General features: G+C 74.1%; 22 protein-coding genes and 3 tRNA genes. 12 read left to right on the top strand and 13 right to left on the bottom strand.

Going from position 1 to position 22,659, the window contains the following annotated elements:
- Window positions 1-166 precede the first annotated feature (166 nt).
- The 5 genes from M8330_RS09035 (at window position 167) to M8330_RS09015 (ending at window position 4,649) form a co-directional block, all read left to right on the top strand.
- Window positions 167-1,051 carry a substrate-binding domain-containing protein gene (locus M8330_RS09035; RefSeq protein ID WP_250827064.1) on the top strand — a complete coding sequence of 295 codons (885 nt, stop codon included), beginning with the start codon at window positions 167-169 and terminating at the stop codon, window positions 1,049-1,051.
- A gap of 145 nt (window positions 1,052-1,196) precedes the next feature.
- Window positions 1,197-2,201: an ABC transporter permease gene (locus M8330_RS09030; RefSeq protein WP_250827063.1), complete on the top strand. Its 1,005-nt coding sequence runs from the start codon at window positions 1,197-1,199 to the stop codon at window positions 2,199-2,201.
- Window positions 2,198-2,983, top strand: coding sequence for an ATP-binding cassette domain-containing protein (locus M8330_RS09025; protein ID WP_250827062.1), 786 nt, complete (start codon window positions 2,198-2,200; stop codon window positions 2,981-2,983). The genes M8330_RS09030 and M8330_RS09025 overlap by 4 nt, the downstream gene beginning before the upstream one ends.
- A 47-nt stretch (window positions 2,984-3,030) precedes the next feature.
- The gene (locus M8330_RS09020) at window positions 3,031-3,900 is read left to right on the top strand and encodes a sugar phosphate isomerase/epimerase family protein (RefSeq protein ID WP_250827061.1); all 870 of its coding nucleotides are present in this window, start codon (window positions 3,031-3,033) and stop codon (window positions 3,898-3,900) included.
- A gap of 47 nt (window positions 3,901-3,947) precedes the next feature.
- Window positions 3,948-4,649 (top strand): nucleoside/nucleotide kinase family protein, encoded by a 702-nt coding sequence (locus M8330_RS09015; RefSeq protein WP_250827060.1) that lies wholly within the window; start codon window positions 3,948-3,950, stop codon window positions 4,647-4,649.
- A gap of 93 nt (window positions 4,650-4,742) precedes the next feature.
- Here the strand turns inward: M8330_RS09015 and lplB are convergent, their stop codons facing one another.
- The 3 genes from lplB to M8330_RS09000 form a co-directional block, all read right to left on the bottom strand.
- On the bottom strand, window positions 4,743-5,795 hold the full coding sequence (lplB, locus tag M8330_RS09010; RefSeq protein ID WP_250827059.1) for a lipoate-protein ligase small subunit: 1,053 nt from the start codon (window positions 5,793-5,795) through the stop codon (window positions 4,743-4,745).
- 38 nt (window positions 5,796-5,833) lie between these two features.
- Window positions 5,834-6,256: a PPOX class F420-dependent oxidoreductase gene (locus M8330_RS09005; protein ID WP_250827058.1), complete on the bottom strand. Its 423-nt coding sequence runs from the start codon at window positions 6,254-6,256 to the stop codon at window positions 5,834-5,836.
- Between the two features lie 62 nt (window positions 6,257-6,318).
- Complete coding sequence (locus M8330_RS09000) at window positions 6,319-6,930, bottom strand: malonic semialdehyde reductase (protein WP_250827057.1); 612 nt, start codon at window positions 6,928-6,930, stop codon at window positions 6,319-6,321.
- Between the two features lie 99 nt (window positions 6,931-7,029).
- Between M8330_RS09000 and M8330_RS08995 the strand changes: the two genes are divergently transcribed.
- A complete protein-coding gene (locus M8330_RS08995) occupies window positions 7,030-7,380 on the top strand; it encodes a winged helix-turn-helix transcriptional regulator (RefSeq protein WP_250827056.1) in 351 nt (116 codons plus the stop codon).
- Window positions 7,381-7,455: 75 nt separating this feature from the next.
- Here M8330_RS08995 and M8330_RS08990 read toward each other — a convergent pair.
- From M8330_RS08990 to M8330_RS08980, 3 genes are all read right to left on the bottom strand, one after another.
- Window positions 7,456-7,528, bottom strand: a tRNA-Lys gene (locus M8330_RS08990).
- Window positions 7,529-7,643: 115 nt separating this feature from the next.
- Window positions 7,644-9,230, bottom strand: coding sequence for a phytoene desaturase family protein (locus tag M8330_RS08985; RefSeq protein WP_250053954.1), 1,587 nt, complete (start codon window positions 9,228-9,230; stop codon window positions 7,644-7,646).
- 21 nt (window positions 9,231-9,251) lie between these two features.
- Window positions 9,252-10,151 carry a GNAT family N-acetyltransferase gene (locus tag M8330_RS08980; RefSeq protein ID WP_250827055.1) on the bottom strand — a complete coding sequence of 300 codons (900 nt, stop codon included), beginning with the start codon at window positions 10,149-10,151 and terminating at the stop codon, window positions 9,252-9,254.
- A 172-nt stretch (window positions 10,152-10,323) separates the two neighbouring features.
- Between M8330_RS08980 and M8330_RS08975 the strand changes: the two genes are divergently transcribed.
- Window positions 10,324-11,184, top strand: a complete 861-nt coding sequence (locus M8330_RS08975; protein ID WP_250827172.1) for a sigma-70 family RNA polymerase sigma factor — start codon at window positions 10,324-10,326, stop codon at window positions 11,182-11,184.
- Between the two features lie 160 nt (window positions 11,185-11,344).
- Here the strand turns inward: M8330_RS08975 and M8330_RS08970 are convergent, their stop codons facing one another.
- The 3 genes from M8330_RS08970 to orn form a co-directional block, all read right to left on the bottom strand.
- The gene (locus M8330_RS08970; RefSeq protein ID WP_250053950.1) at window positions 11,345-11,569 is read right to left on the bottom strand and encodes a hypothetical protein; all 225 of its coding nucleotides are present in this window, start codon (window positions 11,567-11,569) and stop codon (window positions 11,345-11,347) included.
- Window positions 11,570-11,717: 148 nt separating this feature from the next.
- Window positions 11,718-11,793: transfer RNA gene (locus M8330_RS08965), tRNA-His, on the bottom strand.
- Between the two features lie 125 nt (window positions 11,794-11,918).
- Window positions 11,919-12,545 carry an oligoribonuclease gene (gene orn, locus M8330_RS08960; protein ID WP_250053948.1) on the bottom strand — a complete coding sequence of 209 codons (627 nt, stop codon included), beginning with the start codon at window positions 12,543-12,545 and terminating at the stop codon, window positions 11,919-11,921.
- 158 nt (window positions 12,546-12,703) lie between these two features.
- Between orn and M8330_RS08955 the strand changes: the two genes are divergently transcribed.
- The 3 genes from M8330_RS08955 (at window position 12,704) to M8330_RS08945 (ending at window position 15,328) form a co-directional block, all read left to right on the top strand.
- Window positions 12,704-13,267 (top strand): MauE/DoxX family redox-associated membrane protein, encoded by a 564-nt coding sequence (locus tag M8330_RS08955; protein ID WP_250827054.1) that lies wholly within the window; start codon window positions 12,704-12,706, stop codon window positions 13,265-13,267.
- 94 nt (window positions 13,268-13,361) lie between these two features.
- The gene (locus tag M8330_RS08950; protein ID WP_250827053.1) at window positions 13,362-14,096 is read left to right on the top strand and encodes a DsbA family protein; all 735 of its coding nucleotides are present in this window, start codon (window positions 13,362-13,364) and stop codon (window positions 14,094-14,096) included.
- A gap of 110 nt (window positions 14,097-14,206) precedes the next feature.
- Window positions 14,207-15,328 carry an adenosine deaminase gene (locus tag M8330_RS08945; protein WP_250827052.1) on the top strand — a complete coding sequence of 374 codons (1,122 nt, stop codon included), beginning with the start codon at window positions 14,207-14,209 and terminating at the stop codon, window positions 15,326-15,328.
- A 15-nt stretch (window positions 15,329-15,343) separates the two neighbouring features.
- Here M8330_RS08945 and M8330_RS08940 read toward each other — a convergent pair whose 3' ends face one another.
- Window positions 15,344-16,126 (bottom strand): PIG-L deacetylase family protein, encoded by a 783-nt coding sequence (locus tag M8330_RS08940; protein WP_250827051.1) that lies wholly within the window; start codon window positions 16,124-16,126, stop codon window positions 15,344-15,346.
- Window positions 16,127-16,298: 172 nt separating this feature from the next.
- Between M8330_RS08940 and M8330_RS08935 the strand changes: the two genes are divergently transcribed.
- Entirely contained in the window at window positions 16,299-17,033 is a 735-nt protein-coding gene (locus tag M8330_RS08935) for a helix-turn-helix transcriptional regulator (RefSeq protein WP_250053938.1), read from the top strand.
- A 96-nt stretch (window positions 17,034-17,129) separates the two neighbouring features.
- On the opposite strand, the gene M8330_RS08930 is transcribed toward M8330_RS08935, so the two are convergent.
- Window positions 17,130-17,203, bottom strand: a tRNA-Arg gene (locus M8330_RS08930).
- A gap of 210 nt (window positions 17,204-17,413) precedes the next feature.
- Between M8330_RS08930 and M8330_RS08925 the strand changes: the two genes are divergently transcribed.
- A complete protein-coding gene (locus tag M8330_RS08925; RefSeq protein ID WP_250827050.1) occupies window positions 17,414-19,786 on the top strand; it encodes a TPM domain-containing protein in 2,373 nt (790 codons plus the stop codon).
- Window positions 19,787-19,793: 7 nt separating this feature from the next.
- Here M8330_RS08925 and M8330_RS08920 read toward each other — a convergent pair whose 3' ends face one another.
- Window positions 19,794-20,915 carry a YibE/F family protein gene (locus tag M8330_RS08920; RefSeq protein WP_250827049.1) on the bottom strand — a complete coding sequence of 374 codons (1,122 nt, stop codon included), beginning with the start codon at window positions 20,913-20,915 and terminating at the stop codon, window positions 19,794-19,796.
- 149 nt (window positions 20,916-21,064) lie between these two features.
- Entirely contained in the window at window positions 21,065-22,486 is a 1,422-nt protein-coding gene (locus M8330_RS08915; protein WP_250827048.1) for an aminopeptidase P family protein, read from the bottom strand.
- Between the last annotated feature and the right edge of the window lie 173 nt (window positions 22,487-22,659).

The raw sequence follows: 22,659 nt of genomic DNA, 5'->3' as shown, positions 1-22,659 counted from the left end.
TGACGGGTGTGATCGAGCCCACTTAATGCGCATCACAAGTCAAAAAGGAGGCGACATGATCCCGACCCGTACCCGCTACCTCGTGGCCGCGCTGGCCGTCCCGTCCCTGCTGCTCACCGCGTGAGGCAGCGACTCCGACGCCGGCTCGGGCTCCGACTCCGAGAGCGTGGCTGCCGTCATCAAGGGCCTGGACAACCCGTTCTTCCAGGCCATGCGTGACGGCCTGACGGACGAGGCCGACGCGGACGGCATCTCCGTGGAGGTGCAGGCGGCGCAGGACATCTCGGACACCACCGGCCAGGCCGAGCGCCTGACCGCCCTGGCGCAGCAGGACTTCGGCTGCTTCGTCGTGAACCCCATCAGCGGCAACAACCTGGTCCAGGGGCTCGCCGGCATCGACGTGCCGGTGGTCAACATCGACCAGCCCCTCGACAGCGACGCCGCCGAGGCGGCGGGGGTCGAGGCCGCCACCTACATCGGCACGGACAACGTCTCCGCGGGCGAGCTCGCCGGCGAGCACATGGTCGAGCTCGTGGGCTCCGGCTCCATCGGCATGATCGGCGGCATCGCCGGCAACATCACCTCGGAGGACCGGCTGACCGGCTTCGAGAACGCCGCCGGCGACACCCTCGACCTGCTGCCCGTCGTCTCGGCGGACTGGAACCGCCAGCAGGCCCTCACCGCGGCCACCGACCTGATGACGGCGAACCCCGACCTGGTCGGCATCTTCGCGGCCAACGACGACATGGCACTCGGCGCCGCGCGCGCCGTGGCGAACGCGGGGAAGACCGACGAGATCGCCGTCATCGGCCTCGACGGCAACGAGGAGGCGCTGCAGGCCGTGGCCGACGGCACGCTCGACGCCACCGTCGCGCAGTACCCCTACGCCATCGGTCAGCTCGGGATGCAGGCCTGCGAGGCGCTGGTCGCGGGTGACGACGTCCCCGAGAGCATCGAGGCCCCCGTCGCCCTCGTGACCCCCGACGTGGCCGAGGAGGCCCTGGGCGCCTTCCCCGCCCCGTTCGAGGAGTTCGACAACCCGCTCGACTGAGCGACCCCGACCCCTCACGGGGACGGACCGGCGGTCGGGGTGGCGATCCCGCCCCGACCCCCGGGTGACCACCCGTCACCTCGCCGGCCCCACCCCGTCCGTCCCACCTCCGTCCCCCGGCCGTCCCGCAGAGCAAGGAGCGCGCATGACCACCGTGACGCACGCAGCGTCCCCGACCGACGAGAGCACCCAGCCCTCGCCACCCACGACCGGCTGGCGCACCCGGCTCAAGGACCCCGGCTCCTGGGCGGAGTGGGCGGCGCCCCTCGGCTTCCTGGTGATGGTGCTGATCTTCCAGTCGCTCAACACCACGTTCCTCAGCCTCGGCAACATCGAGGCGATGCTCGCCGCGGCGGCGATCCTGATCGTCCTGGCCACCGGCCAGACCTTCACGGTCGCGACCGGCGGCATCGACCTGGCCGTGGCCTCCACCATGACCTTCTCGGCCATCATCTTCGGCACCGTCTTCGCCGCCGGAGCCCCGGTCGGCGTCGCCATGCTCGCCTCCGTGGCGGCCGGGACCGGCTTCGGGCTGGTGCAGGGGCTGTTCATCGGACGCGGTCGGATCACCGACTTCATCGTGACCCTCGGCGGGTTCTCGGTGGCCTCGGGCCTGGCGCTCGTGGTCTCCGACGGGCAGCCGACGACGATCATCGACCGCTTCCTGCTCCGCTTCGCCACCGGCTCGGTGTGGATCATCGGCTACCCGGTCCTCGTCGCCGTGCTCGTCGCCGTGCTGGCCCACGTCGTCCTGTTCCACACCCGCTTCGGCACCCACGTGCTCGCCGCCGGCGGCTCGGAGGAGGCCGCCACCGCCACCGGCATCAGCGTGGCCCGGGTCAAGACGGCCGTCTACACGATCTCCGGGAGCTGCGCGGGCATCGCGGGCGTGCTCCTCGTCGCCCGGATCGGTGCTGACGAGCCCGCGGCGAACACCCAGTTCCTGCTCAACTGCGTCGCTGCCGTCGTCCTCGGTGGCGTGGCGCTCGTCGGCGGCCGCGCCACCATCGTGGGCCCGTTCTTCGGGGCCCTGCTGCTGACCGGACTGACCAACGGCCTCACCCTCGTCGGGGTCTCGCAGTACTACCAGCCCGTCGCCGTCGGCTGCGTCGTCGTGGCCGCCGCCTTCCTCTCGAGGTACCAGAAGTGACCCAGACGACCATCGACCCCAGCAGCCCCACCGCCCCCGCCGACGTCCTCGTCCGCGCCTCCGGCGTCTCCCTGTCCTTCGGCAACGTCCAGGCGCTCAAGGACGTCGACGTCGAGCTGCGCCGCGGTGAGGTCACCGCGATCGTCGGCGACAACGGCGCCGGCAAGTCCACCCTGGTCCGCTGCATCTGCGGCGTGCACACGCCCGACTCCGGCACCATCGAGCTGGACGGCAGCCAGGTGTCCTTCAAGACGCCCGAGGAGGCGCGCCGCGCCGGCATCGAGACCGTCCACCAGAACCTGGCCCTCGTCGAGGACCTCACGGTCTGGCAGAACCTCTTCCTCAACCGCGAGCTGACCAGGGGTGTGGGTCCGCTGCGCCTGCTCGACCGACGCGCGATGAAGAGGGAGGCGCAGCGGATGGTCTCCGGGCTGTCCGTGAACGTCCCCGAGGTGACCTCCAAGGTGCGCCGCCTCTCGGGTGGCCAGCGCCAGGCGGTCTCCATCTGCCGCGCCGCCGGCTTCTCCAGCGGTCTCGTGATCATGGACGAGCCGACCGCCGCGCTCGGTGTGCAGGAGACCGCACGCGTCGAGGAGCTGATCCTGCGGCTGAAGTCCGAGGGTCACGCGGTGCTGCTCATCAGCCACAACTTCGCCCAGGTCATGCGCCTCTCGGACCAGGTCTGGGTCATGCGCGCCGGCCGGTGCGTCGCCGGACGTCGCACCGCCGAGACCACCGGCGAGGAGATCGTCGCGCTCATCCCCGGTGCCCAGGCCGCCTGACCGGCCACGCCCCACCACCCCGACACCACCCTTCTGAGGAGAACGCCATGTCCAGCCCCCTCGGCGTCCACGCCCTCGTCTGGGTCGGCGACAGCGCCCCCGCGTCCGTGGAGCTCGCGGTCAAGCAGACCGCGGCCGCCGGCTTCGACCTGCTCGAGCTGAGCCTGCACGACCTGCAGCAGCTCGACGTGCCCGGCACCCGCGCCCTGCTCGAGCAGCACGGCCTGCAGGTGGCCTGCTCGCGCGGCCTCGCCTTCGACGCGGACGTCTCCAGCGACGACCCGGCCGTCGTGGCGCGCGGCGAGGCGCTGCTGCACGAGTCCCTCGACGTCGTCTCGGGCCTCGGCGGCCGCTACCTCACCGGCGCCCTGTACTCGGCGCTCGGCAAGTACGGCGCTCCGCTGAGCGAGGTCGGTCGGGCCAACGTCGTCCGCGTGCTCAAGGACCTGGCGGCCGAGGCCGCCACGCGCGGCGTCACCCTCGGCCTCGAGGTGTGCAACCGGTACGAGACCAACGTGGTCAACACCGCTCGCCAGGCGCTCGCGCTGGCCGACGACATCGCCGCCGACAACGTGGTCATCCACCTGGACACGTACCACATGAACATCGAGGAGGACGACCTCGTGCGGCCCGTCCTGGAGGTCGGGGACCGCCTCGGCTACGTCCACATCGGCGAGAACCACCGCGGCTACCTCGGGTCCGGGCACCTGGACTTCACCGGGTTCTTCCACGCGCTGGCGGACATCTCCTACGACGGCCCGATCACCTTCGAGTCGTTCTCCTCCGCCGTGGTCCACCCGACCCTCTCGGCCGACCTCGCCGTGTGGCGCAACCTCTGGGACGACGGCGCGGACCTGGCCGGGCACGCCCACCAGTTCCTCTCGGCCGGCCTGACCGCGGCCGGGCACCGCTCCTGACCGGCGGGCGAGCCACGCAGAGACAGGCAGGAGGCACCATGACGCCCATGACCGCCGAGACCGCGCTGCCCACCGACGACGTCACGTTCGAGGACCTGCTGGCCCGGGCCCGCGCGCTGGTGGCGCGGCCGGGCCGCCACGTCCTCGGGGTGGCCGGCACCCCCGGCGCCGGCAAGTCGACCCTCGCCGTGCAGATCGTGCGCGCGCTGGCAGCCGGGCCGGTGCCCGAGGGCTGCACGGACGGCTGGGTGGCGCACGTCCCGATGGACGGCTACCACCTGGCCGACGTCGAGCTGGAGCGGATCGGGCGCCGCGACGCCAAGGGCGCCCCGGACACCTTCGACGCGCACGGCTTCGCGGCGTTGCTGGAGCGCATCCGGACCCCGCGCGAGGGCGAGGTCGTCTACGCACCCACCTTCGAGCGGGAGCTGGAGCAGCCGATCGCCGGGGCCGTGCCGGTGCAGCCGGAGTGCCGTCTGGCGGTGACGGAGGGCAACTACCTGCTGCTCGACGGTGCCGGCTGGGAGCGGGCACGCGCGGCCATGGACGAGGTGTGGTTCTGCGCCGTGCCCGACGAGGAGCGGCGCGCCCGGCTGGTGGAGCGGCACGTGCGGTTCGGCAAGACCCGCGAGGAGGCCGTCGCGTGGGTGGCCTCCGTCGACGAGCCGAACGCCCGGCTCGTGCTCGACACCGCCCCTCGGGCGGACCTCGTCGTGCCGGTGGCGGTCGTGCCGCCGCTCGCCGGCTGACGTCCCCTCACCCCGGGAACGGGGGAGGGGACCAGGAAGGGCTCGCCCGCGTCCCGCAGTGCAGGGTCCCGCAGGCCGATGTCGCCGCGTCGGTCACGGGACGCGGGCGAGCCACTCCCCACCGACGTACTTCTCGGCCGCCAGCGCCTCGGACGCAGCGCGCGTGCCGTCGTCCAGGACCTCGCGGCCCAGGCCGTAGGACTGCTCGAAGTGGTCGAGCATGGCCTCGACGACCTTCTCCCGCGTGAGGCCGGTCTGGCTGCGGATCGGGTCGACCCGCTTGCCCGAGGAGGTGTGCCCCTTGTCGGAGAGCTTCTCGCGGCCGATGCGCAGGATGTCCATCATCGCGTCGGCGTCCATGTCGTAGCTCATGGTGACGTGGTGCAGCACGGCGCCCGAGGCCCGCTTCTGCGCCGCGCCGCCGATCTTGCCGGCGGGCGAGACGATGTCGTTGACCGGCACGTAGGACGCCTCGACGCCCAGGCCGCGCAGCGCGCGGACGACCCAGGCGTCCAGGAAGGCGTAGGAGTCGAGGAAGCTCAGGCCCGCGACCAGGGTGTCGGGCACGTAGAGCGAGTACGTGATGGTGTTGCCCGGCTCCACGAACATGGCGCCGCCGCCGGAGACCCGACGCACGACCGTGGCGTCGTGCCGGGCGGCGGCCTCGAGGTCGACCTCGTTCGAGAGCGACTGGAACGAGCCGATGATCACCGCGTTGGAGGCCCACTCCCACACGCGCAGGGTCGGGCCGCGCTCGCCGGAGGCGACCTGGCGCAGCAGCACCTCGTCCAGCGCCATCTGGGCCGGCGGGTGCAGCGGCCCGGCCTCCAGCAGCGTGAAGTCGTGGTCGTGCCAGGCCGTGCTCCGGCCCAGGGCGCGCAGCACGGCCATGCCGAGGGAGCGGGCGTCGAAGCCGACCAGCACCGCGTCGCCGGCGGCCTCCTCGACGGCGCTCGCCAGGGTGCCCAGCGGCACGTCGACCGGCCGGCCGAGCAGGGCGTCCGACATGGCGCCGAGGGCCTCGTCGGGCTCGAGGAAGAAGTCGCCCGAGACGACGGCCTCGGTGATCACCTCGTCGGTGACCTCCAGGTCGACGACGACCAGCTTGCCCTGCGGGACCTTGAACTCTCCGTGGTGGTGGGTCACGCCCGCCCCAACCGCGTCGGGCGGCGGTGTGTTCCGCCTCAGCCCAGCTGGCCGTAGGCGTGCACGGGCGTGAGCCGGACGACGAGCCGACGGTCGGTGACGAGGGCGGCACGGTACTCGTCCCAGTCCTCGTGCTCGCCGGCGATGGCGCGGTACAGGGCCACCGACTCCTCGGCGGCCGCGTCGTCGGGGGAGGCCACCACCTCCGAGAGCGAGGCCTCGCACTCCAGCACCGCGTAGGCCCAGAAGGACCCGCCCGAGACGTGCAGCGCCGCCCACGGGGTGTGCCGCAGGTTGGCGTACTTCGCCCGGTCGGCGGTGATCGAGACGCGCACGGTGCCGTGCTCGTCGACGGCGTGCACCACGTTGGAGATCTGCGGGCGGCCGTTGCTGCGCCGCAGCGTGGTCAGCACGGACTGGTGGGTGCCGCGCGCGGCGGTCAGGGCCTGCTCGATCTCCATGGGTCCACGCTCGCGCGTGCCGGGCGGGCGGGGCTCACCCGGCACGCGCGGACCTCGCGGGCTCAGGCCCAGGCCAGCACCGTCTCGTCGGCCAGGCGGGGCAGCCGCGGGAACCACGGGTCCTCGCCCGGGTGCCCGATGTTGACCAGCAGCTGGCTGCGCCAGCCGTTCTCGGCGTGGAACGCAGCGTCGACACCGGCGCGGTCGAAGCCGGCCATCGGGCCGGCGGCGAGGCCGGCGGAGCGGACGGCGAGCAGCAGGACGCCGGTCTGCAGGGCGGCGTTGTAGTCCGCGACCCCGGCGCGCATGCCGGCGTCCCCGGCGAAGTTCTCCCGCATCATCTCGCCACGCGCCGGGAAGGTGGTGGGGAAGTGCTCGTGGAACTCGGGGTCGAAGGCGAGGATCGCGGTGACCGGGGCGGCGCTGACCTTGGCCTGGTTGCCCTCGGCGACGTGCGGGAGGAGCCGCTCCTTGCCCGCGGCGTCGCGGACGAAGGTGACCCGCAGCGGCTGGCCGTTGGCGGCGCTGGGTGCCCACCGGGCGAGGTCCCAGATCTCGTGCAGCTGGGCGTCGGTGACGGGGGTGTCGGACCAGGTGTTGGAGGTGCGGGCCTCGGTGAAGAGCAGCTCGCGCCCGGGGGCGTCGAGGGGGCGGAGGTCGGTCGTGCTGGTCATGGGGCGTGCTTCTTCCTGCGATGTGGCTAGGTCGAGACGAGTAACTTCGATTTGCGAAGTAACATTCCCGGGCCGGCGTCCCTGGCTAGGATGACGCGCATGACCGCGCCCCGCGTGCCCACGACGGCACACGACCCGCGCGCGTGCGACGGGGCGCTCGCCCGGGCCATGACCTTCCTCGGCAAGCGGTGGAACGGCCTCCTGCTCGGGGTGCTCAGCGACGGGCCGGCCGGGTTCAGCGACCTGCGGCGGGCCCTGCGGATCAGCGACTCCGTGCTGAGCGACCGGCTCGCCGGCCTCACGGAGGCGGGGCTGGTCAGTCGGACGGTCGACCCCGGGCCGCCCACCCGCGTCACCTACGCGCTGACCGAGGCGGGGGAGGGGCTCGCCCCCGCGCTGGCCGCCCTCACCGACTGGAGCCGGGACCACCTGCCGCAGCGCGACGGCTGACGCGGAGATCCTGACCGAGCGGGATCGTGCGAAAACGCCGAAGGGCCAGGACGATCGTCCTGGCCCTTCGTTCTGTACGCCATCACGGACTCGAACCGCGAACCCGCTGATTAAGAGTCAGCTGCTCTGCCAATTGAGCTAATGGCGCCCGTTGCTTTGCTGGGCTTGCGCCCCGCGCTGCAACGAGAAGAACATTACCAGCGGATGACCGGACCGCGAAAATCGCGAGCCACCCGTCCGGGTCGTCCGGGTGAAAGGCCAGGTCAGCGCGCTTCCAGCACGGCCTGTGCCGCGTTGTGGCCGCCGATGCCCGAGACGGCCCCGCCGCGACGGGCGCCGGAGCCGCACAGCAGCACGCGCTCGTGGTCGGTCTGCACGCCCCAGCGTCGCGCCGGGGTGTCGAGCAGAGCCCGCCCCGGGGCCCACGGCCACTCCAGGTCGCCGTGGAAGATGTGGCCGCCCGGCATGGCGAGGTCGGCCTCGACGTCCTGCGGGACCTTGGCCTCGACGCAGGGGCGGCCGTCGGCGTCCGTGGCCACGCAGGACAGCAGCGGCTCCTCGAGGTGCTCGTCCAGGGCGGCGATCGCGCGCCGCACCGCCTCGTCCTTGCGCTCGGCGCGCGTGGCGGGGTCGGCGAAGAGGGCGGCCGGGGTGTGGAGCCCGAAGTAGGTCATCGTGTGCCAGCCCTCGGGCGCCGAGCCGAGGATGGAGGGGTCGGTGAGCGAGTGGCAGTAGACCTCGCCCGGCAGCACGTCGGGCAGGACGCCCTCGGCCGCCTGGTGGTAGGCACGCTCGATCTGGGAGTGGTCCTCGGCGATGTGCAGGGTGCCGGCGAACGCCTCGCGGGGGTCGGCGCCCGAGCGGAGCCGCGGCAGACGCTCCAGCAGCAGGTTGATCTTCAGCTGCGAGCCGGCGGGCTTGGTCGCCTCGTCCGCCTCCTCGCCCAGCAGGATGCGCAGCACCCAGGGGGCGACGCCCGAGAGCAGGTGGCCGGCGCGCACGGCGTGGTGCCCGGCCTCGTCGTCCCACGCGACCTCGACCTCGTCGGCACCCGGACGCACGGCGCTGACGCCGGCGCCGGTGAGCACCTCCGCCCCGGCGCCGGTCGCGGCTCGCAGCAGTGCGTCGGTGACCGCGCCCATGCCGCCGACGGGCACGCGCCACTCGCCCGTGCCGTTGCCGACCAGGTGGTAGAGGAAGCAGCGGTTCTGGGCCAGCGACGGGTCGTGCAGGGAGGCGAAGGTGCCGATCAGTGCGTCGGTGCCGACGACCCCGCGCACGGTGTCGTCGGTGAAGCGGCGCTCGACGGCCTCGCCGAGCGGCCGCTGCACGAGGTCGGTCCAGATCTGCGGGTCCGCCAGCGCCGCCGCGTCCGCCTCGCTCGGCAGCGGCCGGAGGAACGTCGGGGCGAGCCCGGCGGCGAACCGCTCGACGTCGCCGTAGAAGGACTGCCAGGCCGCGTACTCCTCGGTGCCGCCGGTCAGCGCGGCGAAGGACGCGGCGGTGCGCTCGTCCTCCGGGCGGTGCACGTGCAGCCCGCTGGGCACGCCGCCTCGCAGGGTCGGCGTGAACGACGCGGTGCGCCGCGAGCGCAGGTCGACGGCCAGGTCGAGGTCCGCCATCAGCGCCTCGGGCATGAGGGAGACCAGGTAGGAGTAGCGGGAGAGCCGCACGTCGTGCCCGGTGAACGCCGGGGCCGAGACCGCGGCACCGCCGGTGCGGCCGAGCCGCTCCAGCACCAGCACCGACAGGCCCGCCCGGGCCAGGAGGGCGGCGGAGGTCAGGCCGTTGTGGCCGCCTCCGACGACCACGACGTCGTAGCGGTCACGGGACGCGGCAACGGTGCTCACGCCCGTCAACGTAACCCGTGCTCAGCCCGCCGCGGGGGAGAGGGCCTTGCGGAACCAGGCGTCGGCGTGGGGGTTGTCGTTGTAGCGAGGCACCTCCACGTACCCGGTGCGCGTGTAGAGGGAGAGCGCCTCGCCGAGCACCCGGTTGGTGTCCAGGACGACGGCGGGGTGGCCGTCGCTCGCGGCCAGCTGCTCCAGCGCCTCGAGGAGCCGGCGGCCCAGGCCGCTGCCGCGCCAGCTCGGGTCCACCCACATGCGCTTGACCTCGGCGGCCACGGAGCCGTCCGGCATCGGGGTGGGGCGGATGCCGCCGACCCCGACCACGACGCCGTCGCTGAGCGCCAGCAGGTAGCGGCCGCCGGGGTCCACCAGCGCGCCGGGGCTGTTGAAGCCCCCGTCGAGGTCGGAGAACCGGTCGGCCACCTCGTCCACGTAGCGGCCGACGGCGGCGAGCACGCGCGGGTCGTCGTGCGGGTGCTCGCCGATCTCGAGGGTCGCGGCCCGCACCAGCAGCTCGGCGGTGCGCAGCGCCTCGGCGAGCCGCGCGCGCTGGCTCTCGGTCAGGGGCATGAGCAGGGAGGAGGCGAGCGCGTCCGAGCGTCGGTCGATCTCGCGCAGCTCGCGGCGCCCGTCCTCGGTCAGGGAGGCGACCCGGCGGCGCTGGTCCGCGGGGTCGGGCTCGGTGAGGACGAGTCCCTCGCGCTCGAGGCGGCGCAGCAGCCGGGACAGGTAGCCGGAGTCGAGGCCGAGGCGGGTGCGCAGGTCGAGCACGCTCGCGCCGTCGGGGGAGGAGCCGACCTCGAGCAGCAGGCGGGAGGCGGCCAGCGGGCGGCCCAGGCCGAGGAAGGAGTGCTCGAGCACGCCGGTGCGCTGGGACCAGGCGAGATTGAAGCGGCGGAGGGTGGCGACGTCGTCCTGCATATCTCTGACCTTAGTCAGATAAATGGCCGCCGCCAAGCCTGCGTCGGCGTGGCCGGCCCGGTCCAGACCTGAGCACCCCAAAGGGGTGAGAGAGGTGTAGAAGGTTTGTCGACGGTCAATAAGCCTCCTGACAGCGTGACCCACCCCGTACGACCAGGAGCCAGCCGTGAGCATGACCGCCTCTTCCGCGCCGGAGTCGGTGCCCAGCACCAGCCCCCGCACCGAGGTCGTGGCACACGCGGGTGCCGAGGTCATCGACCTCGACGCCACGCGTGCCCGTCGCCTCAGTGACGCCGACCGCGCCGCCTTCACCCAGCACCTCCTCGAGCAGGCCGCCGCGGCCGGCTCCGACGCCGAGTGTCAGCAGATGCTCGACCGCGTCGTGGAGCTGAACATGCGGGTGGCCGAGGCTGTCGCCCGCCGCTACGCCCGCAAGGGCGTCCCGATCGAGGACCTCACCCAGGTCGCCTACCTCGCGCTGGTGCGGGTCGTCCGCTCCTTCGAGCCCGAGCAGGGCCGCGACCTCCTGGCCTACGCGGTGCCCTCGATCACCGGCGAGATCCGCCGCCACTTCCGCGACCACGGCTGGACGATCCGGCCGCCGCGCGACGTGCAGCGTGCCCACTCCCGCATCCTGCGGGCCCAGGCCTCCTTCGAGAAGCTGGACGAGAAGGCCGTCGCCGGCCTCGCCGCCGAGGTCGAGGAGTCCGTCGACACCGTGCGCGAGGCGCTCGCCGCTCGCTCCTTCTACTCGCTGCTCTCCATCGACGCGCCCGTCACCGAGGACTCCGCGCCGCGCGACGTGGCGGTGCCGGACGACCGGTCCGCCGAGCAGTGCGAGGCTCGCCTGCTCCTGGCGCCGCTGCTCAAGACCCTCGGCACCCGCGAGCGCGACGTGCTGCGCCTGCGGTTCGCCGACGAGCTCTCGCAGCGCGAGATCGCCGAGCAGCTCGGCATGTCCCAGGTCCAGGTCTCCCGTCTCCTGCAGAAGCTGCTCGTGCAGCTGCGCCAGGCGCTGGGCGAGGTCGCCTGACCCCCATCCGACTCAGCCACCGAGGCGCTGTCACCGCTCACGGACGAAGGGCCCCCGTCCTCCTGCTCGCCGGCAGGAGGTCGGGGGCCCTTCGCGTGTCCCGTGGAGGTGCGGGGTCGGTGAGTGGGGGGTGAGGGGACGTGGGGACGGGGTGGGGCTGTCAGGAAGCGCTGCCCAGGCCCCGGGTCGAGGAGAGCGTGAGGGCGTAGGCCAGGTCGGCGTTGCGCCGCTCCTCGGCGAGGACGTGACGTCGTCGGGCCTCGGCCAGGAGGTCGACGACGGCGCTGCGGGCGCGCTCGGCGGAACGGGCGCGCTCGGTCGCCGAGGTCGCGTGACGGAGGGGGACGACGGTCGCGGTGCGGAGGGTCTCGTAAACGTTTGCCATGGCTTCACTGTGGGCCGCGCGGTGCTAGCCACGAGCGAGGAATCGTCAGGATTCCGACAAGACGGACCGGTCCGGTTCAGAAGTGTCGGAGCAGGGCCTCCGGACGCAGCGAGGGCCCCGATCTGCTCGATCGGGGCCCTCATGCGCATGGGGTGAGCGACGGGACTTGAACCCGCGACCCTCGCGACCACAACGCGATGCTCTACCAGCTGAGCTACGCCCACCATGGGCCCGGTGACCAGGCCGAGGTAGATACTAGGGGAGCGGGCCGGACGGCGACGAATCGGCGTCCTGGTGCCCCGGAGCGGCGCCGCTGGGCCCGTGCAGGGCGCCGTGGGGCGGTGCCTCCTCAGGCGCCGTGGTCGCCCTGGAGGCCCGTGAGCGAGCCGCCGTGGCGGGCCGCGATGTCCTTGGCGGTCTCCGAGTCCGGGCCGGGCTGCGGGACGAAGACGGCCTCGCGGTAGTACCGCAGCTCCTCGATCGACTCCTGGATGTCGGCCAGGGCGCGGTGGTTGCCCTTCTTGCTGGGCGAGGCGTAGTAGGCCCGCGGGTACCAGCGTCGCGAGAGCTCCTTGATGGAGGAGACGTCGACGATCCGGTAGTGCAGGAAGGCGTCCAGCTCGTGCATGTCGCGGGAGAGGAAGGCGTGGTCGGTGGCCACGGTGTTGCCGGCCAGCGGCGGCCGCGACCCGTCGGCGCAGTGCTCACGGAGGTAGTCCATGACCTGCTTCTCCGCCTCGGCCATCGTGACGCCCGCGTCGAGCTCCTCGAGCAGGCCGGACTTCTCGTGCATGTCGCGCACGAACGGCACCATCTGCTCCAGCGCGGCGGCCGGCGGCTTGATGATGATGTCCACGCCGTCGCCCAGCACGTTGAGGTCGAAGTCGGTCACGAGCGCGGCGACCTCGATGAGAGCGTCCGCCGTCAGGTCGAGCCCGGTCATCTCGCAGTCGATCCACACGAGTCTGTCGCTCATGTCCTGGACCCTACCCACGGCCTGCGCCCCGGCGCTCATCGCCCGGGCAGGACGACGGCCACGCCCGGGCAGGACGACGGCCCACGACCGTCGGGCCGAAGGTCACCGGGAGCGGCGCAGCCCTCCACGTCGGGCTCCGTGCTGCCTACCGTGACCGGGTGAGCCTCGTGCACCGTGCCCCCGACAGCGCCCACCACGCCGAGGGGCCGGCGCCGCGGTCCGACGGGTCGGTCTCGTGGCCGGGCCCCGGGGTGGGTCCCTGGGTGGGTCTGGCGGCGCGGCTCGTGGTGGGTGGCGTCTGGGTGGTGGCGTCCCTGCTGAAGCTGCCCGACCCGCAGCAGTCGGTCCGGGCCGTCCGGGCCTACGAGGTGCTGCCCGAGGCCGTGGTGCCGACCCTGGGGGCCCTGCTGCCCGGCATCGAGCTGGTGGTCGGGCTCCTGCTGCTGCTCGGGCTGGCCACGCGCCCGGCCGCGGTCGTCTCCGCCGTGCTCCTGGTGGTGTTCGTCGCGGCCATCAGCCAGGCCTGGGCCCGGGGCCTGACGATCGACTGCGGCTGCTTCGGCGGCGGCGGCCAGGTGGCCGACCCCGGCAGCAGCTACTTCTGGGAGATCGTCCGGGACGTCGGCCTGTTGCTGGCCTCCGCGTGGCTGGTGGCTCGCCCGCGGACGCGGATGTCGCTGCACCCGGTGCTGTTCAGCGCCCCGCGGGGGCATCGGGGCTGAGCCGCACCCCGGCTCACCCGTTCGGTGCGACCCCGTACGCTTCGCTCCGACCGCTGTCGCCGCTGCGAGCCCGAGGAAGGCTGAACCCGAACAGATGGCCAAGAAGCAGAACACCAACGAGCGCGCGGCCCGCGCTGCCGCCGCCCTGGCGGCCCAGCAGAAGGCCGAGAAGCGCCGCAACATCATCACCGCCGTGGTCGTGGGCCTCGTCGTCGTGCTCATCGCCGGTGGCGTCTTCGTGTACCTCCTCGGCAAGGGCAATCAGGGCGACATCGCCGCGGCCGGCGCCGGCGAGGGCGAGTACGGCGTCACGATCGGCGACGCCGACGCCCCCCACGAGGTCGTGGTCTACGAGGACTTCCTCTGCCCCTACTGCGGCCAGCTCGAGGCCGCCTCGCGCGACGACTTCACCGAGGCCGCCAACGCCGGCCAGGTGCAGATCGAGTACCGCCCGTTCAACCTGCTCTCCGGCATCAGCGACTACTCCGAGCGGGCCACGTCCGCGTTCGCGGTGGTGCTGACCGAGGAGGGCGCGACCGTGGCGAAGAAGTTCCACGACATCCTCTACGAGAACCAGCCCTCGGAGTCCGCGGAGGAGTTCCCGGACAACCAGCAGCTGCTGGACTGGGCCGTCGAGGCCGGCGCCGACGAGGCCACCGTCAGCGACGGCATCCTCGACCAGACGATGACCGACTGGGTCGAGGAGGCCACCACGGCCGCCACCGACGCCGGCGTCTCGGGCACCCCCACCGTCCTGCTGGACGGCGAGCAGGTCTCCGGCACCGCCGACCAGATCGTGCAGACGGTCCTGGACACCGTCCAGGAGTGAGCCACCCCGGCGTCGCGTGACGCCGCGGCCGCGGGCCGTCGTCCCCTCGTGCGAGGTGGACGGCGGCCCGTCACCGTTCCGGAGGGGGCGGCGGGTGAGAGCATGCCCCGATGAGCACCGCGACCCCCCACGACGGCACCACGCCGTCCCGCCCCACCACGCCTGCGGACCTCGGCCTCCTGGACCCGGCGCTGGCCGCCCACCCGCTCGCCGGGTTCGTGGCCGGCCTGCCGAAGGCCGAGCTGCACGTGCACCACGTCGGCTCGGCCTCGCCCGAGATCGTGGCCGGGCTGGCGGCCCGCCACCCGGGCAGCGTGCCCACGGACCTCGACGAGCTCCGGTCCTTCTTCGAGTTCCGCGACTTCGCGCACTTCATCGACGTCTACCTCGCGGTGGTGGCGCTGGTGCGCACCCCCGAGGACGTCCGCTTCCTGACCTACGAGGTCGCGCGCGGGCTCGCGGCGCAGCAGGTGCGCTACGCGGAGCTGACGTGCACGCCGTACACCAGCGTGCTGCCCTACCGGCCGGGCGAGGGCATGTCGGCCCAGGCCTACACCGAGGCCATCGAGGACGCCCGGGTCGCCGCGGAACGCGACCTCGGCGTCGTGCTGCGCTGGATCTACGACGTGCCCGGCGAGGCCGGGGTCCGGGCCGCCGACGCGACCCTCGCGATGGCCATGGACCACCGGGTCGACGCCCTCGTCGGCTTCGGTCTGGGCGGCCCCGAGATCGGCGTGCCGCGTCCCCAGTTCGCCCGGCACTTCACCCAGGCGCTCAACGAGGGGCTGCACAGCGTCCCGCACGCCGGTGAGACCACCGGCCCCGAGACCGTCTGGCACGCCCTGCGCGACCTCGGCGCCGAGCGGATCGGGCACGGCACCTCGTCCGCGCAGGACCCGGAGCTGCTCGCCCACCTCGCCGCCACGGGCGTGCCGCTGGAGGTCTGCCCCTCCAGCAACGTCGCCACCCGGGCGGTCACCGACCTGGCGGCCCACCCGCTGAAGACCTTCGTGGACGCCGGCGTGCGGGTGACGATCAACTCCGACGACCCGCCGATGTTCAACACCACGCTCAACCAGGAGTACCTGGTGGCCGCCGACCTCCTCGGCCTGGACGAGGCGGGGCTGGCCGACCTCGCGCGTGCCGCGGTCGACGCCTCGTTCGCGCCGGACGACGTGCGTGCGCGGGTGCTCGCGGAGATCGACGACTACGCGGGTCCCACAGCCGACTGAGCCGACGGGGTGGCCTCAGACCGCCTCGAGGGCGGGTTCGCCCGCCTCGTCCTCGCCGTTCTCGAGCACCGGCTCGGGGAGCACGACCACGTGCTCGACGGCGGCCTCGAACAGCGCCAGGCTGGCCGGCCCGATGCTGGGCTCGGCGTCTCCTCCGACGTCCTTGGGGCGCACCTGCGAGGCGTGGGCACGGATCGCGTCGTGCTTGGCGGCGAGCACCTCCTCGTCGAGGGTGAGGACGGCCATGTCCTCCCAGGGCGCCTCGTCGGGGGAGTGGTGGCGCCACATGAGCAGGGGGTACTCCACCAGCCGGGCACCGGTGACCGCGGCGACCTCCGCGGCGGCGCGCCCGGCGGCGTCGTGGTCGGGGTGGCCGTCGTGCCGCCAGGGCGCGACCAGCAGGGTGCGGGTGCCGTCGCCGACGATCTCGGTGAGCGCGGTGACGACCTCGCGCTCCACCGTGGTGACGCCGGTGTCGGGGGCGCCGAGGAAGACGACGGGCGCGCCCGGGGCCAGCTGCTCCACGGCGGCGTCGAGCTCGCCGAGCCGCAGGGTGGCCAGGGAGTGGCGGCTCATGTCCTCGCGCGGCGGGTGGGACGACTCGCCTGCGGTGAGGAGCACCAGGTAGACCGACATGCCGGCGCGGTGGGCGGTGGCGATGAGCCCGCCCACGCCCAGGCTCTCGTCGTCGGGGTGCGCGGAGACGACGACGAGCCGGTCGCAGGTGCGACCCCGGTTGGTCAGGTCGAGAGCAGGGCCACGTCCCCAGGCGGGGTGCTGCTGCCAGGTCTCGTGCACGGAGTGGTTCCCTTCGCTGTGCCCGGGCGGACGGCCCCAGGGCGGGCCGACCGAGCTGGTCGTGGGTTCTCGTCGTCAGGAGTGTCGGGGGGAGCCTGTCGATCCGGGGGACCGAACGTAAACCCCCGTCCATGGTGGAGCATCCTCCCGCTGGGTGAAATAGGCTGCCGCCATGAGTTCACCCAGCGACGCCCGTGTGCCGCACGGCGACGACCGGCCCCTGTCGGTCGCGCTCGTCAACGACTACCAGGTGGTCGTGGCCGGCCTGTCGACGCTGCTCGAGCCGTTCTCCGACCGCGTGGTGGTGCGCGAGCTGGACGCCGGGGTCGAGGTGGTCCGTCCGGTCGACGTGGCGCTCTTCGACACGTTCGCCCAGGTGCAGGGCGAGGGTCTCTCGCTGCCCGACGTCGTCGCCTCGGCCGGGCTGGTGCTCGTCTACTCCTGGAACGACCACGCGGAGGCGGCCGACGACGCCTTCGACTCCGGTGCCCACGGCTTCGTGAGCAAGCGGGTCAGCGCCGAGGACCTGGTGGCCGCCATCGAGAAGGTCGCGGCCGGTGACTCCGTGCGGCTCCTCGGGCCCGAGCAGCCGGAGGCTGCCGACATGGTCGTGCCCGACCACGTCGACGTGGCCACGCCGCACGACGAGGACGAGGCGCGTGTCGGGCAGCCGGCCTGGCCCGCCCAGGAGCACGGGCTGTCGGCCCGCGAGGCCGAGGTGATCGCACTGGTCACCCGCGGGATGGCGAACATCGAGATCGCCCGGGCCTGCTACCTGTCGATCAACTCGGTGAAGACCTACGTGCGCACGGCCTACAAGAAGATGGGCGTGCACTCGCGGGCCCAGGCCGTGCTCTGGGGGCTGGCCCACGGCCTCGGTCCCGAGCAGGAGCGCGAGGCGGAGTAGGCCCGCCCGGTGCCCCGCGGCCGGGCCCGCCCACGCAGCAGGAAGCCCGGTGGACCGTCGGTCCACCGGGCCTCGCCCCTCCTGGGGATCACCGCGCGCCCCCGGCAGGATTCGAACCTGCGACCGGCGGATTAGAAGGCCGCTGCTCTATCCAGCTGAGCTACGGAGGCGGGAGGCCGACAGCGTCGCGACGCGTGGCACGGCCTGGCCGGAGAATACCCGTGCCTGCTGCTGCCGACACGATCGGGACAGCACCACGATCCGGCACGCCCCGAGGTGTGCCGGGTGCACGGATGCGCCCCCGGTGGCCGCCCCGGGCGGTAGCGTCAGGGCGGTCCGCCCCACCCGGCCGGTCCTCGGCCGCCTCACCGGAGGTGCCCGTGCGCCGAGCCCCGAGCTCCCTGCTCCCCGCGCTCCTGGTCGGTCTGGCCCTCCTGCTGTCGGGAGCGGTCGTCGCGCCGGCGTCCGCGAGCGGCACCGTCGAGGGCGTCGACCTGTGCAGCACGGACGTGGTCAGCGACCCCGCCGGCGTCCTCGACGTCGCCCGGGTGCAGCGGGCTGCCCGCCCGCTCGAGCGCGCCGGCTTCACCGTGAAGGTGCTCGCCACCCGCCGCGTCCCCGGCACCGGCGGCCTCGACGCGGCCGTCGCCGATCTCCGCGCGACCTGCGACGAGTGGGGCTGGCGCCGCGGGGGCGGGCGCTCGCTGCTGGTGCTGGCCGTCGCCACCCGGGACGAGCGCGTCGGCGCGTACTTCGACGGTGCCGCCACCAGCACCTTCGACCGCAGCTACGAGGCGGTCGTCGACGACATGGCCGGCCGGTTCACCGCCGGCGCCTGGACGGCCGGGATGGTGGGCGCGCTCGAGGCGTTCGACAGGCGGTGGTCGCGGGCCGGTGCGAGCACGGGCTCCGGCTCGGGTGCCGGCTCGGGCTCGGGCTCCGGGGTCTCCGGCGGCGGGGTGGGCGCGCGCGACGTCAGGGGCACCTCGGACGGGGCGGGGCCGGCGGGCACGCCGTGGGGGCTGCTGGCCGCCGTCGTGCTGGTGGTGCTCGTCGTCGGGCTCTGGGGCGGCCTGGCGCTGCTGCGCCGCCGTCGTCAGCGGGCCGCGGCCCGACGCGACCTCACCACCGCCCTCGACGGGCTGGCCGCGGCGTGGCTGGCCGTGGAGGAGGGCTCGGAGCTGGAGCACGCGCGGGTCGCGGCGCTCCCCGCGGTCGACGACGTGGCCCTCACCGCGGTGCGCGCGGGGCACGCCGAGGCCGAGCGGCTGGGGGAGGCCGGCGAGCGGACCTGGCTGGACGTCGGCGAGCGGCTCACCAGCGCCCGCGTCGCGCGCCTGGGCACCGACGAGGCGCGCGCCGAGACCGCGACGGTGCTGGGCGCCACCGAGCAGCTCGTCGCGGCCCGTGCCGGCTTCGAGCGGGTCGGCCTGCTGATCGACGGCTACGAGGCCGCCGGTGCCGCGGTCCCCGGCCGCTGCGGCGCGCTGCGCGACGCCGCGGCCGACCTCGACCGGCTCGTGTCACGTCGCCGGGGCGAGGGGTACTTCTGCTCCACCAGCCTCGACGCGGGCGAGCGTGCCCGCGCCGGCGCCGAGGAGGCGGAGCGGACGTCGGCCGAGCGCCGGCACGGGGACTCCGCTGCCCTGCTGGACGTCGCCGAGGCCCGGGTCGCCGAGCACACGGCCCTGGTGGAGGACCTGCCCGCCTTCCGCGACCGGGTGCTGGCCGACCTCGGCGGGGTCCGCGACCGGCTCCCCGAGCTGGACCGACGCCTGGCCACCGCCGACGCGGTGCTCGCCGACCTCGCCGGCACCTACGAGGAGGGCTGCCACGCCGACGTCCGCGAGGCCCTGGGGGCGGCCCGCACGCTCCGCGCCGGCCTGGACGCGCGCCTGACGGCGGCCGAGCAGGCCGCCGGGATGGACACCCAGCAGTTCGCGCAGGCCCGGGAGGCCGTGGACGGTGCCGCCGCGGACGTCGAGGTCGTGGTGGAGCGCAGCGACCTGCCGGCGCAGCGTCGTGAGCGGCTGGCCTCGCTGGCGGCGCAGCTGCCCGGCCGGGCCGAGCAGGTCGGGCTGGCGGCCACGCGGCTGGAGTCGGACGTGGCCCGCCACGCCGAGGCGGTCGGCTACCTCTCCCCGGTGCCCCAGGTGAGTCCGCTGCTCGCCCGGGCACGCGCGCTGACGGCCGCGCTGGCACTGCCGCGTCCGGCGCTGCTGGAGGTCGAGGCCGAGACCGTGGCCCTGGGCGGTGAGATCGAGGGCCTGCGGGCGCGCGTGGACACGGTCGTGGCCGAGCACGCGGCCGCCCAGCAGGCGCTCGCCGCCGCCCGAGCGGCGGTCGAGCGGGCCGGACGCGAGACGGTGGGCGCCGACGTCGGGCCCGGCTCCCGGCAGGCCGCCGCGCTGGCGGCCCAGCAGCTCGCCGACGTCCACCGCCTCGCGAGCCTCGCCGCGATCGCCGACGGTGCCGCCCGGGTGCGGCGCGACGCCGACGCCGCGGCCTCCCGTGCGCGCTCCGAGCGCGACGCAGCCCGTCGTCGTCGTGCGTCGGCCTCGTCCGCCTCGTTCCTCGGCGGCTCGGGTCGGGGCCGCTCCGGGGGCTCGGGCCTCGGTGGGGGCGGGCGTTCCCGCGGGTTCGGCGGTGGCGGTTCGCGCGGCTTCGGCGGTGGCGGTGGCTCCCGCGGGTTCGGCGGCGGTGGCGGCTCGCGGGGCTTCGGCGGGGGCGGCGGCGGACGTCGGGGGCGCTGAGCGCCCGTCAGTCGGCGGCGCGCGGCGGCCCCGCGAGCACCGCGGCCAGCGCGGTGGTGACCGGCACCGCCAGCATCAGGCCCACCGCGCCCGTGAGGGTGCGGACGATCTCCTCGGCCAGCTGCTCGGTGGAGACCAGGTCGAGCAGCGGCCGGTCGTAGAGGTAGAGCAGCATCAGCACGGCCAGCGCACCGCCGGCGTAGGCGAAGACGATCGTGTAGATCGTGGAGGCGATGTGGTCGCGGCCGATCCGCATCCCCCGGGAGAACAGCGCCGTGCGGGGCAGGCCCGGGGCGGCGCCCCGCAGCTCCCACACCGCCGAGGTCTGGGTGATCGTCACGTCGTTGAGGATGCCCAGCCCGGCGATCACCAGGGCGCAGGCCAGCAGCCCGCGGTAGTCGAGGTCGGAGGCGTAGGCGCCGAGCAGCGCCGTCGACTCGTCCGAGACGCCGGTGAGGGCCGCCAGGCGCATCCACGCCTCGCCCAGCCCGAGCACCATCAGGACGCCGGCCAGCGTGCCGAGCAGGGCCGTGCTGGTGCGCCAGGAGAGGCCGTGGGTCGTGTAGAGCACCACGACCAGGATGAGCGTGGCCGTGCACAGGGCGACGGCCACGCCGTTCTCGCCGGTGAGGAGCGCCGGCAGCGTGAACTGCCACAGCACCAGGCCGCTCACCGTCAGGCCGACGATCGCCATGAGCCCCCGCAACCGCGCCACGGCCACGGCCACCACCACGAACAGCACCAGCAGCCAGAGCAGGGCTGCGTCGCGGTCGGTGGCGTAGTAGGCGTACGTGGCCTGGCCGCCGTCGCCCTGCGGCTGCGTGCGCAGCAGCTCCACCTCGTCGCCGGAGGCGAGGCCCGACGCCAGCACCTCGGCGGCGGCCGGCACCACCACCGGCGAGGACTCGCCGTCGACGGTCACTCGCAGCGCGCCGCAGCCGTCACCGACCTGGCTCTGGTCGGCGCACGGCTCCTGGACGGTCACGACCCGCCCGGTGACGTAGGTCGTGCCGGGGGCGGTGGAGCCGGCGAGGTCGTCGACCGCGGCCACCGCCGAGGACTCCGGCCACAGCCGCACCGTGCCGGCCAGCGCCGCCAGCAGGGCCACCGCGATGAGGGCGAGCAGCACCCCGCGCGTCGCGCGCGTCAGCTCGAGCGGCGCGACGTGCCCGTGGGTGTGCCCGTGACTGTGCCCGTGGCCCCCGGCCCCGGCGTCCTCGTGGACGGCGCGCCGCCGACGCGCCGAGCGTGGGGCGGCCCGTCGACCCGTCACCCGCGTCAGCGCCGGTGCTCGGCCATCCACGCCTCGACGTCGGCCGAGGCGCGGGGGAGGGCGGCGGAGAGGTTCTGGTGGCCCGACCCGGTGACGAGGACGTCGTCCTCGATCCGGATGCCGATGCCGCGCAGCTCCTCGGGGACGAGCAGGTCGTCCTCCTGGAAGTACAGGCCCGGCTCCACGGTCAGGACCATGCCGGCGGCCAGCGTGCCGCGGGCATAGGACTCGGGTGCCGCCATGCCGCAGTCGTGCACGTCCATGCCGAGCATGTGGCTGGTGCCGTGCAGGGTCCAGCGGGCGTAGACCCGGCTGTCGGGCAGCAGCGCCTCCTCGGCGGAGACCGGCAGCAGGCCTCGCTCCTCCAGGCCGAGGGCCAGCACCCGCATCGACGCGGCGTGCACGTCGGAGAACGCGGCGCCCGGCTTCACGGCGGCCATGCCGGCGTCCTGGGCCTGCAGGACGAGCTCGTAGAGCTCGCGCTGGAGCGGGGTGTAGGTGCCGTCGACCGGGATGGTGCGGGTGACGTCGGCGGTGTAGAGGTTGGTGCCCTCCACGCCCATGTCGAGCAGCACCATCTCGCCCGGCGTGATCGGGCCGGAGTTCTCGATCCAGTGCAGCGTGGTGGCGTGCCGGCCGCCACCGACGATCGAGTCGTAGCCGATGTCGTTGCCCATGGTGCGGGCACGGCGGAAGAAGGTGCCCTCGATCCAGCGCTCGCCGTAGCGGACGGCGTTCTCCCAGTCCGCCACGACGTCGGTGAAGCCCAGCGTGGTGGCGTCGCAGGCGGCCTGGAGCTCGGCGACCTCCCAGGCGTCCTTGACCAGGCGCTGCTCGGAGGCGACGCGGGCCAGCTCGGCGTCGCGCTGCTCGTCGCCGGTGACCAGGCCGTCCACGGCGGACGACACGCCACGGTGCACGCGGGTCTTGGTGGTGCCGGCCAGGTCGGAGGCGAGGGAGTCGATGTGCCGGGTCTCGACGCCGAGGGAGTCGGAGATCTCCTTCAGCGACGGGCGGCGGCCGGCCCACAGCTCGCCGTACTGGCGGTCGCGGAAGAACTCGTCGGTCTCGCGGGAGGAGCGGGGCCGGGCGTACAGCACGGCGTCGCCGTCCTCGACCACGAGCACGGCGTCGGAGGTGAGGTTGCCGGAGTAGTAGGCGTGGGCCGTGTCCGGGCGGAACCGGTAGTCGGTGTCGTTCGCCCGCACCTTGTAGGTGCCCGCGGGCAGCACGAGCCGCTCGCCGGGGAACGCCTCGGCCAGCGCGGTCCGGCGCGCGGCGGCGGACGCGGCGACGCCCGCGCGCGGCAGGTCGAGGTCGCGGTCACCCCACCCGGTGCGCATGAAGGAGGCGTAGGCCTCGGGCACCGCCGGGTCGTGCGACTCGGTCTGGGGCTCGGCGGACTCGGCGGACTTCTCCTCGCTCATGGCGGCCACTGTAGTCCCGGCGGTGGGCCCCGCCGGGTGGCCGGGCGGCGGCCTGGTGGTGCGCGGGTGGCGCGCGGGTGGCGCGCGGGTGGCGCGCGGGTGGCGCGTGGGTGACCGGGAAGGCCGACACCTGTGGCGCAACGCCTGACCTCGCAGTTCACCAGGTGCGCACC

Origin of the sequence: Nocardioides bruguierae (assembly GCF_023656415.1) — a bacterium.
Classification (GTDB): Bacteria; Actinomycetota; Actinomycetes; order Propionibacteriales; family Nocardioidaceae; genus Nocardioides; species Nocardioides bruguierae.
The sequence above is the reverse complement of the archived record's forward strand: the minus strand, read 5'-3'. Positions and strand labels throughout refer to the sequence as shown.